This window comes from Hydrogenophaga sp. (assembly GCF_036675665.1).
Classification (GTDB): Bacteria; Pseudomonadota; Gammaproteobacteria; order Burkholderiales; family Burkholderiaceae_C; genus Hydrogenophaga.
On record NZ_JAKFEO010000010.1, the window covers coordinates 318684 to 328025 of the forward strand.

The following is a 9342-nucleotide window of genomic DNA, read 5'->3' on the forward strand; positions in this document are numbered from 1 at the left end:
GAGCGTCGATCACGGGATTGCGATCTCCCACCCCGGCTTTACTGGTCCGAACGGATCACGAGTTCCTGCCCGGTTGAACTTTCTTCACCTGCCGGATGTGGCGTGCCGCGGACGAAGCCGAGGCGACGGCCAGGGCTGCGCCCGGTCAAGCACCCAGACGCGATGAAGCAAAAAAAAGAGCGGCAGGAGGCTGGCTCGCCCAACCGCAGTGCGGGGCTGTCCGCTACTGGGGAGATCGATCGGAGAACATGATTTCGCGCCGACCGCTGTGCGTGACGCGCCCCAGCAAACCGCCGTCCAGTACGGGCGATGCGAGCAGCCAGATGCCGGGCTCAGCCCCCAGCAAGGCGTCCAGCGGCCGTTGGCCCGGATGGACGTCGAGGATGCCCATGTAGGCGTCATCGGCGGTGGGATGCAGCATCTCCAGATGCGCAAGCCGATTTTTGAAAGAGTCCATTCCGGGTCCTGTGGGGTGGCGCTTGGGGCCGGCTGAATGCGCCGATTCAATGTGATGCACTCGCCGTGTCGCTGCACACGATTTCGCGAGACCGTCTATGCATCCGGCAGTCTGAACAACCAGGATTGCAGCGGCTTGACAACGATCGACACTCGCATAGGCCGAACGGGTATCGAGATCAGGAATGGCTGGCTTCGGCAAGCCTCCTGCGGAGCCGGGGGGAGACAGCATGCCTGGCCAAGGCGCTCGAATCCCGTGGGTTTCGTGTAGAGCTGCGGATCAGAGATCAGCGGAATTCGACACGTGCTCGCAACACGTCGATTCGTATTGGTTTTACCCAGCATTGGGCGTGAAAAACAAAAAAGCCCGGAGTCGTGAAACTCCGGGCTCTATGCGTTATTGGTCGGCGTGGCGGGATTCGAACTCGCGACCCCTTGCACCCCATGCAAGTGCGCTACCAGGCTGCGCTACACGCCGACAAGCCTCGAATTATAGCTGCCAAAGAAGGGGTTTCAGGCTGTGTGACGAAGAAGCTCGCGTATTTCAAGCAGCTCGCGGCGCACCTCGTGAACCAGCAACCCCGTGCCTGCAATCACTTCGTGTGCCCGGTCGTTGGACGCGGTTGGGGCTTCGTCGTGGATCACGGCATCGAGATCGATCACATCGATCGCTTCGTCCTCGTCGTCACCACGGCGCTTTTCGCGTTCGGCCTGCACGAGCTCCTGCAACTTGTTGCGGGCACCGCTGATGGTGAAACCCTGGTCGTACAACAGCTCACGGATGCGGCGGATCATGAGCACCTCATGGTGCTGGTAGTAGCGACGGTTGCCCCGCCGTTTCATGGGCCGCAGCTGCGTGAACTCCTGCTCCCAGTAACGCAGCACGTGCGGCTTGACACCGCACAGTTCGCCCACCTCACCGATGGTGAAGTAGCGTTTGGCTGGGATGGGAGGAAGCGTTTTTTCCATGAAAATCAAGGCGGTACAGACCGAAGCTTGAATTTACTCTAACAAGCACGGGCGCGCACAGGTGGAGGCGGAATTCTGTGTGAAATGTTGCAAACGCCACCGAGGTCGGCGCAATGCGACCGTTCGAGGCCGCTAGCTGACCGTCTGGCACCCAGCGACCAAGCCGCATGGGTCTGGCGTCAAAAGACAACGCCGCTTCGATCTGAAAGCGGCCTGGAAGCGAGGTTCAACCACCGATGACGGCGGTCTGCACCTGTTCCTTGAGCTTGGGGCTGGCGTGGAACGTGACCACGCGACGCGCCTCGATGGCCACCGGTTCCCCGGTGCGCGGATTGCGACCGGGACGCGGTGCCTTGGTGCGGATCTGGAAATTGCCAAAGCCCGAGATCTTGACGTCCGTGCCTTCGACCAGGCTGTCGGTCACCAGATCGAAGAAGGCATCGATCATGTCTTTGGACTCTCGCTTGTTCAGACCGATCTGGTCAAACAGCATCTCGGCCAGTTGGGCTTTGGTCAGTGCTGGTGTTTCCAGACTTTCAACAGCGAGTTCCATGCGGGGCTTCTCCATCCTCGGTCGATCAGGCGCGCAGCCGGGCGGCCACACGTGTTTGCAGGGATTCAAGGGCCGCTTTCACGGTGGCCTCGATATCTTCGTCGGTCAGTGTAGCGTCGTCGCGGTTGAGCACGAGTCGGACCGCAAGGCTTTTTTCGTCGGACGCCAGCGCGCCCGGTGCTGCGGATTCCGACTGCTTCTTGGGACGGTAGACGTCAAACAGCACCACGTCGCGCAGCCAGGCACTGGAAGGTGCACGAATCGCCTCGACCACGGCCGCGTGACTCACGCTCTCCTTCACCACGATGGCCAGGTCGCGCTCAACGGCCTGATGGCGACTCACGGCCTGATAGACCGGAACGTCCCGCACGAGCACCGCATCGAGCTCCAGTTCGAACAGCACGGGCGCCTGCGCGAGGTCGTACGACTGGCGCCAACGGGGATGCAATTCACCCACATGGCCAACGCGGCGGCCTTGCAGCCAGACGCTGGCACAGCGGCCGGGGTGCATCGCGGGATGCTCGTCGGCGCGGAACTCGGGCTTGAGCGGCGCAAGCAAGGCCTGCACGTCGCCCTTGGCGTCAAAGAAGTCGGCCACGCGCTCCTCTGCGCCCCACTGCAGCGTGTCCACCGCCCCAAAGCTCAGGCCGGCCACGCGCATCGGCTGATGGAACCCGGCCACGCTGGTGTCGCTGTCGACCACCGACGCATCCTTGTGGAACACACGCCCTACTTCAAACAGACGCACGCGCTCGGCGCGGCGATCGGTGTTGAACTTGAGCACCGACACCAGACTGCCGATCAGGGACGAACGCATCACGCTCATCTGGCTGGCAATCGGGTTGAGCAGGTGGATCGGATCGGCGTTGCCAGCGAGTTCGCGCTCCCAGCGTTCTTCCACGAAGCTGAAGTTGATGGTTTCCTGATAGCCGAGCTGGGCCAGCATCCGACGCACCGCAAACGGTCCACGCTTGGCTTCAGGCCGGATCTTGGCGGTGATGGGCGCCAGCGGCGGCGTCTCGGGCAACTGGTTGTAACCCACCACGCGCGCGACCTCTTCGATCAGGTCTTCCTCGATCTGGATGTCGAAACGGTACGCAGGCGGCGTGACCGTGACGGTGCCGTCGCCCTCTTCCAACGTGAGTCCGAGCCGACGCAGGGCGCCCGCGCACTGCGCCTGCGTGAGCGGCATGCCGATGACCTTGTTCGCACGCGCCACACGCAAGGTGACGGGCTTGGCCACCGGCAGATTGACCACGTGGTCATCCATCGGACCCGCCTGACCACCGCAGATGTCCAGCACCAGTTGAGTGATGCGATCGATGTGTTCGACCGTCGTCGAAGGGTCCACGCCGCGTTCAAAACGGTGCCCTGCGTCGGTGGAAAAGTTGTAGCGGCGCGAGCGGCCGGCAATGGCCTTGGGCCACCAGAAGGCGGCTTCAATGTAGATGTTCTGTGTGTCGTCGGACACGGCGGTCGCGTCGCCGCCCATGATGCCGGCCAGCGATTCCACCGCCTGGTTGTCGGCGATCACGCCCACCTGCGCGTCCACCGAAACGGTGTTGCCGTTCAGCAATTTCAGCGTCTCGCCCTCGCGGCCCCAACGCACCTCCAGACCCCCGTGGATCTTGTCGAGATCGAAGATGTGCGAGGGGCGGCCCAACTCGAACATCACGTAGTTGGAGATGTCCACCAGCGGCGAAACACTGCGTTGACCGCAACGCGCGAGACGCTCGACCATCCACGCGGGTGTGGCGGCGCGGGTGTTGACGCCGCGCACGATGCGGCCCGTGAAGCGACCGCACAGGTCGGGCGCGCTCACCGCCACCGGCAGGCGGTCGTCTTGCAGCGACACGGCTGCGGCCGCAAATGCAGGCTCGATCAAGGGCGCACCGGTGAGCGCGGACACCTCGCGCGCGATGCCGTACACGCTCAGGCAATGCGCCAGGTTGGGCGTGAGCTTGAGCGTGAACAGCATGTCATCGAGCTGCAGTTGCTCGCGGATGTTGCGCCCCACCACCGCGTCGGCGGGCAACTCCAGCAAACCACCGTGATCTTCGCTCAGCTTGAGTTCGCGCGCCGAGCACAACATGCCCTGGCTCTCAACGCCGCGCAGTTGCCCCAGCTTGATCAGGAACGGCTTGCCGTCTTCCCCCGGTGGCAACTCGGCACCCACCAGGGCACAAGGCACCTTGATGCCCGCGCGGGCGTTGGGCGCGCCACACACGATGTTGAGCAGGCTGCCCTGCCCCACGTCCACCTGGCACACGCGCAGGCGATCGGCATTGGGGTGCTGCTCGGCGGATTTGATCTCGCCCACGACGATGTGGGAGAACGGCGGCGCCACGGCCTCCAGCTCTTCCACCTCCAGACCAGCCATGGTCAAGGTGTCGGCCAGTTGTTGACTGCTCAGAGGCGGATTGCAGAAGGCACGAAGCCAGGATTCGGGGAATTGCATGTCGGGTCTCGGCGCGGTGGATCAGCGGAACTGGGCGAGGAAACGGACGTCGCCGTCGAAGAACAGGCGCAGGTCGTTCACGCCGTAGCGCAGCATGGTCAAGCGGTCCGGGCCCATGCCGAAGGCAAAGCCAATGTATTTTTCAGGGTCCAGACCCATGTTGCGCACCACGTTCGGGTGCACCTGACCGGAGCCCGCCACCTCCAGCCAGCGCCCGGCCAGCGGTCCGCTCTGGAACTGGATGTCGATCTCGGCGCTGGGCTCGGTGAACGGGAAGAAGCTGGGTCGAAAGCGCAGCACCAGGTCGTTCGATTCGAAGAAGGTGCGGCAAAAATCGGTGAAGACGAACTTCAGGTCCTTGAAACTCACGTTCTCGCCCACCCACAGGCCTTCGCACTGGTGGAACATGGGCGAGTGCGTGGCGTCGCTGTCGACACGGTAGGTGCGGCCGGGCGCGATCACGCGGATCTCGGGCATCGGTTGCCCCGCGTCCAGCGCGGCGCGGTGCCGCTTGACGTGCTGCACCGCATGGCGGATCTGCATGGGGCTGGTGTGGGTGCGCAACAGGTTGGGCGCCTTTTCGCTGCCGCCTTCCACATAAAAGGTGTCGTGCATCGAACGCGCCGGGTGATCCTCAGGCGTGTTCAGCGCGGTGAAGTTGAACCAGTCGGACTCGATCTCGGGGCCCTCGGCCACCTCGAAGCCCATGGAGCCGAAGATCGCCTCGATGCGCTCGAGCGTGAGGCTCACCGGGTGCAGGCCGCCCTGTCCGCGCTGGCGGCCTGGCAAGGTCACGTCCAGCGCCTCGGCCTTGAGCTGTATCTGCAGTTCGGCATCGGCCAGAGCCTGACGGCGATCCGTCAGCGCGGCCTCGATGGCCTGCTTGGCCAGGTTGATCGCAGCACCCCGGGTCTTTTTCTCGTCCACCGGCAGCGCGGCCATGCCTTTCATCAGCTCTGTGATGCGGCCAGACTTGCCCAGGTACTGCGCCTTGGCATTTTCCAGATCGGCCGGGGTAGCAGCTTGCGCGAACCCTGCGCGGGCGCTGTCGACCAGTGCGTCCAACTCGTTCATGTGTGTACTTGAATCGTTGCAAACAAAAAAGGGGTTGAAGCCAGCGAGGGAATTCCCTCAAGCTTCAACCCCTTTGAGCGACCGGAGATCACCGCGCTGACGCGGTGTCCCTGTCGTGAATCAAGCGGCCAGCTTGGCTTTGACTTGCTCCACGATGCTGCCAAAGGCAGCCGGGTCGTTCACGGCCAGATCGGCCAGAACCTTGCGGTCGATTTCGATCGAAGCTTTCTTCAGACCGTTGGCGAACTGGCTGTACGTCAGGCCGCATGCGCGAGCACCGGCGTTGATACGGGCAATCCACAACTGACGGAAGACGCGCTTCTTGGTGCGACGATCGCGGTAGGCATATTGCCCAGCCTTCATCACCGCCTGTTTGGCGATGCGGAAGACGTTACCGCGGCGGCCGCGGAAACCTTTGGCCAGAGCCAGTACTTTTTTGTGTCGGGCGCGAGCCGTGACACCACGTTTGACGCGAGGCATTAGTGTTCTCCTGTTCGTCGTTGATCAAATACCCATGCCGGGCAGCATCTGTGCCATGTGACCCATGTTGGTCTCATGAACAGTGACTGATCCGCGCAGATGGCGCTTGTTCTTGGTGGTCTTCTTGGTCAGGATGTGACGTTTGAAGGCTTGACCGCGCTTGACGGTGCCACCGGGACGAACGCGAAAACGCTTTTTCGCGCTGCTCTTGGTCTTCATTTTGGGCATCTTCATGCTCCTTTTCGTTTGTGCTCGTGAGGCGCTGCGAACCTTCCGCAGACTTGTTGGCCCCGAGCCACTTTTTATGGAAAACCTTTCGGCTTTCCGGTTCGGCGTCCGGCTTTTCAGCCAGCGCCTCGGACCGGCAGGAGACTACCCTGCCCGTCCAATGCTGTTCTTCTCGCCAGCAACCTTCAGGCTGCCGACTGTCCCGCCACAGGCGCTGCCACCTCAGCAGGTTTCGCCGCACCGCCACCGGTCTTCTTGCGACCGGGCGCGATCATCATGATCATCTGGCGGCCTTCCAACTTGGGAAACTGCTCCACGATGATCGAATCGGCCAACTCGTCACGAATGCGGTTCAACAGGGCCAGACCCAGATCCTGGTGGGTGATCTCACGGCCGCGGAACCGCAGCGTGATCTTGCATTTGTCACCATCGTCCAGAAAGCGCCGGATGTTGCGCATCTTGATGTTGTAGTCACCGTCGTCGGTACCAGGCCGGAACTTGATTTCCTTGATCTCGATAACCGTCTGCTTGGCCTTGGCTTCCGCCGCCTTCTTCTGCTCCTGGTACTTGAACTTGCCGTAGTCCATCAGGCGACACACGGGAGGCACGGCCGTGGCCGCGATTTCGACCAGGTCCACGTCCAGTTCACCGGCCATGCGCAGCGCTTCTTGCAGACTGACGATGCCCAGTGGCTCGTTTTCCGGGCCGTTGAGGCGAACCTCGGGGGCCATGATTTCACGGTTCAGTCGGTGTGCGCGCTCTTCACGTTGGCGGCGGTCGCGAAAGTTGGTAGCTATGGTGAGTTCCTTGATGTGGGCTGTTCAGGCGAAAGGGCGGCCCCTCGGCCGCCCACATGCACATGAAGTGCGCCACGGCAGCGAGGGCATCAACCTGGGATGTTTGAAATCAAACCTTGGATGAAACGTCTGCCGCAATGAGTTTGGAAAAGGCTTCCAGCGGCATGACACCGAGGTCTTTGTTACCCCGAGCCCGCACAGCCACGGCACCAGCTTCTTTCTCTTTGTCGCCCACGACAACGATGAAAGGCAGCTTTTGCAACGCGTGCTCTCGTATTTTATACGTTATTTTCTCGTTGCGCAGGTCTGTGATGACCCTAAGCCCTTGATTCTGCAATGATTTCGCGATTTCCCGACAGTAATCGGCCTGGGCGTCGGTGATGTTGAGCACCGCCACCTGCACGGGCGAGAGCCAAGTGGGCAGCGCGCCGGCGTGTTCTTCGATCAGGATGCCGATGAAACGCTCCAGACTGCCGACGATGGCCCGGTGCAGCATCACGGGACGGTGGCGCGCGCCATCTTCACCCACGTATTCGGCGTCCAGGCGCTCGGGCATGGAGAAATCGACTTGCATGGTGCCGCACTGCCACTGCCGGCCGATGGCGTCCTTCAGCGTGTATTCGATCTTCGGGCCGTAGAACGCGCCGTCACCAGGCGATATCTCGAATTCGCAGCCCGAGGCGCGCAGGCTTTCCATCAGCGCGTGCTCTGCCTTGTCCCAGACCTCGTCGGAGCCGATGCGCGCGTCCGGTCTCGTGGCGACCTTGTAGATGATGTTCTTGAAGCCGAAGTCGGCGTAGACCTTCTGCAGCAATGCCGTGTAGGCCAGGCACTCGGGCAGGATCTGTTCTTCGGTGCAGAAGATGTGGCCATCGTCCTGCGTGAAGCCGCGCACGCGCATGATGCCGTGCAGGCCGCCACTGGGCTCGTTGCGGTGGCACTGGCCGAACTCGCCATAGCGCAGCGGCAGGTCGCGGTAGCTCTTGATGCCCTGCTTGTAGATCAGGATGTGGCCCGGGCAGTTCATGGGCTTCAAGGCGTAGTCGCGCTTTTCACTCTCGGTGGTGAACATGTTGTCGCGGTACTTGTCCCAGTGGCCGGTCTTCTCCCACAGCGACTTGTCGATGATCTGCGGGCCCTTGACCTCCTGGTAGCCGTTGTCGCGGTAGACGCGGCGCATGTACTGCTCGACCTCCTGCCACAGCGTCCAGCCCTTGGGGTGCCAGAAGACCAGGCCGGGCGCGTGCTCGTCGATGTGGAACAGGTCCAATTCGCGACCGAGCTTGCGGTGGTCGCGCTTCTCGGCCTCTTCGATCATGGTCAGGTGTTGCTGCAGCTCGTCCTTGGTGGCCCATGCCGTGCCGTAGATGCGCTGCAGCATCTCGTTGCGGTGGTCGCCGCGCCAGTAGGCGCCGGCCACCTTCATGAGCTTGAAGTGCTTGAGCTTGCCGGTGCTGGGCACGTGCGGGCCGCGGCACAGGTCTTCGAACGCGCCCTCGCGGTAGAGCGACACATCTTCGTTGCTCGGGATGCTGGCGATGATCTCGGCCTTGTAGTGCTCGCCCATGCTTTTGAAATGCGCCACAGCTTCGTCGCGCGGCAACACGCGGCGCACCACCGGCTCGTCCTTGTTGGCCAGCTCGGTCATGCGCTTTTCGATGGCGACCAGGTCGTCAGGAGTAAAGGGCCGCTTGTACGAAAAGTCGTAGAAGAAGCCGTGCTCGATCACCGGGCCAATGGTCACCTGCGCGTCCGGGAACAACTCCTTCACGGCATAAGCCAGCAGGTGGGCGGTGGAGTGGCGGATGACCTCCAGGCCGTCGGCATCCTTGGCGGTGACGATGGACAGTGGGCTGTCCTGCGTGATGAGGAAACTGGTGTCGACCACCTTGCCGTCGATCTTGCCGGCCAGCGCGGCCTTGGCCAGACCGCTGCCGATCGAGGCAGCGACGTCGGCCACGGTAACCGGGCCGGGATATTCGCGTTGGGAACCGTCGGGGAGCGTGATGTGCAACATGGGGAGGTCCAGAAAACAAAAAAGCGCGGCAGGGGCCGCGCTGGTGTGGGTCAAAAGGGAATCGGGCAGGCGCGAACTGCAGGCCTTAGAAGGCCGGGAGGGTGATCTCCTGAGTTCGCGGTGTCATAACCAGATTGCCTTTCTCGCTCTTGCTGATTCAAAGAGGTGTCGATTTTCCCATAAAAATGCCACCCCGAAGGGTGGCGATTCTTGTCTCCTCCAACCGCTCTGGGGCGGACTCGGGGATTTCAGTGGAACTGCTCTTCTTCGGTCGAGCCGGTCAGGGCCTTCACGCTGGAGGAGCCGCCCT

The 9342-nt window shown here is 62.4% G+C and carries 9 protein-coding genes and 1 tRNA gene; all 10 read right to left on the reverse strand.

Annotation, left to right across the window (positions count from 1 at the left end; all coding sequences use genetic code 11):
* Nucleotides 1–223: 223 nt before the first annotated feature.
* On the reverse strand, nt 224–457 hold the full coding sequence (locus V6M63_RS07585; protein ID WP_332740979.1) for a hypothetical protein: 234 nt from the start codon (nt 455–457) through the stop codon (nt 224–226).
* Nucleotides 458–857: 400 nt separating this feature from the next.
* Nucleotides 858–934 (reverse strand) — tRNA-Pro (locus V6M63_RS07590).
* A 35-nt stretch (nt 935–969) separates the two neighbouring features.
* Nucleotides 970–1425, reverse strand: coding sequence for a MerR family transcriptional regulator (locus tag V6M63_RS07595; protein WP_332740980.1), 456 nt, complete (start codon nt 1423–1425; stop codon nt 970–972).
* A gap of 226 nt (nt 1426–1651) precedes the next feature.
* Entirely contained in the window at nt 1652–1978 is a 327-nt protein-coding gene (locus V6M63_RS07600; protein ID WP_056274982.1) for an integration host factor subunit alpha, read from the reverse strand.
* Between the two features lie 25 nt (nt 1979–2003).
* Nucleotides 2004–4436, reverse strand: coding sequence for a phenylalanine--tRNA ligase subunit beta (gene pheT, locus V6M63_RS07605; RefSeq protein ID WP_332740981.1), 2433 nt, complete (start codon nt 4434–4436; stop codon nt 2004–2006).
* Nucleotides 4437–4457: 21 nt separating this feature from the next.
* Nucleotides 4458–5510 (reverse strand): phenylalanine--tRNA ligase subunit alpha, encoded by a 1053-nt coding sequence (gene pheS, locus V6M63_RS07610; RefSeq protein WP_332740982.1) that lies wholly within the window; start codon nt 5508–5510, stop codon nt 4458–4460.
* A 120-nt stretch (nt 5511–5630) separates the two neighbouring features.
* Complete coding sequence (gene rplT, locus V6M63_RS07615; RefSeq protein ID WP_056274988.1) at nt 5631–5990, reverse strand: 50S ribosomal protein L20; 360 nt, start codon at nt 5988–5990, stop codon at nt 5631–5633.
* Between the two features lie 24 nt (nt 5991–6014).
* On the reverse strand, nt 6015–6218 hold the full coding sequence (gene rpmI / locus V6M63_RS07620; protein WP_056275072.1) for a 50S ribosomal protein L35: 204 nt from the start codon (nt 6216–6218) through the stop codon (nt 6015–6017).
* Between the two features lie 185 nt (nt 6219–6403).
* Nucleotides 6404–7015, reverse strand: coding sequence for a translation initiation factor IF-3 (gene infC / locus V6M63_RS07625; RefSeq protein WP_332740988.1), 612 nt, complete (start codon nt 7013–7015; stop codon nt 6404–6406).
* A 109-nt stretch (nt 7016–7124) separates the two neighbouring features.
* Nucleotides 7125–9032 (reverse strand): threonine--tRNA ligase, encoded by a 1908-nt coding sequence (gene thrS / locus V6M63_RS07630; protein ID WP_332740983.1) that lies wholly within the window; start codon nt 9030–9032, stop codon nt 7125–7127.
* Nucleotides 9033–9342 lie beyond the last annotated feature (310 nt).

Coding starts and splice junctions, on each gene's coding strand:
- V6M63_RS07600 (WP_056274982.1), bottom strand. CDS start 1,978: ATGGAACTCGCTGTTGAAAGTCTGGAAACACCAGCACTGACCAAAGCC.
- V6M63_RS07585 (WP_332740979.1), bottom strand. CDS start 457: ATGGACTCTTTCAAAAATCGGCTTGCGCATCTGGAGATGCTGCATCCC.
- rpmI (WP_056275072.1), bottom strand. CDS start 6,218: ATGCCCAAAATGAAGACCAAGAGCAGCGCGAAAAAGCGTTTTCGCGTT.
- pheS (WP_332740982.1), bottom strand. CDS start 5,510: ATGAACGAGTTGGACGCACTGGTCGACAGCGCCCGCGCAGGGTTCGCG.
- pheT (WP_332740981.1), bottom strand. CDS start 4,436: ATGCAATTCCCCGAATCCTGGCTTCGTGCCTTCTGCAATCCGCCTCTG.
- rplT (WP_056274988.1), bottom strand. CDS start 5,990: ATGCCTCGCGTCAAACGTGGTGTCACGGCTCGCGCCCGACACAAAAAA.
- thrS (WP_332740983.1), bottom strand. CDS start 9,032: ATGTTGCACATCACGCTCCCCGACGGTTCCCAACGCGAATATCCCGGC.
- V6M63_RS07595 (WP_332740980.1), bottom strand. CDS start 1,425: ATGGAAAAAACGCTTCCTCCCATCCCAGCCAAACGCTACTTCACCATC.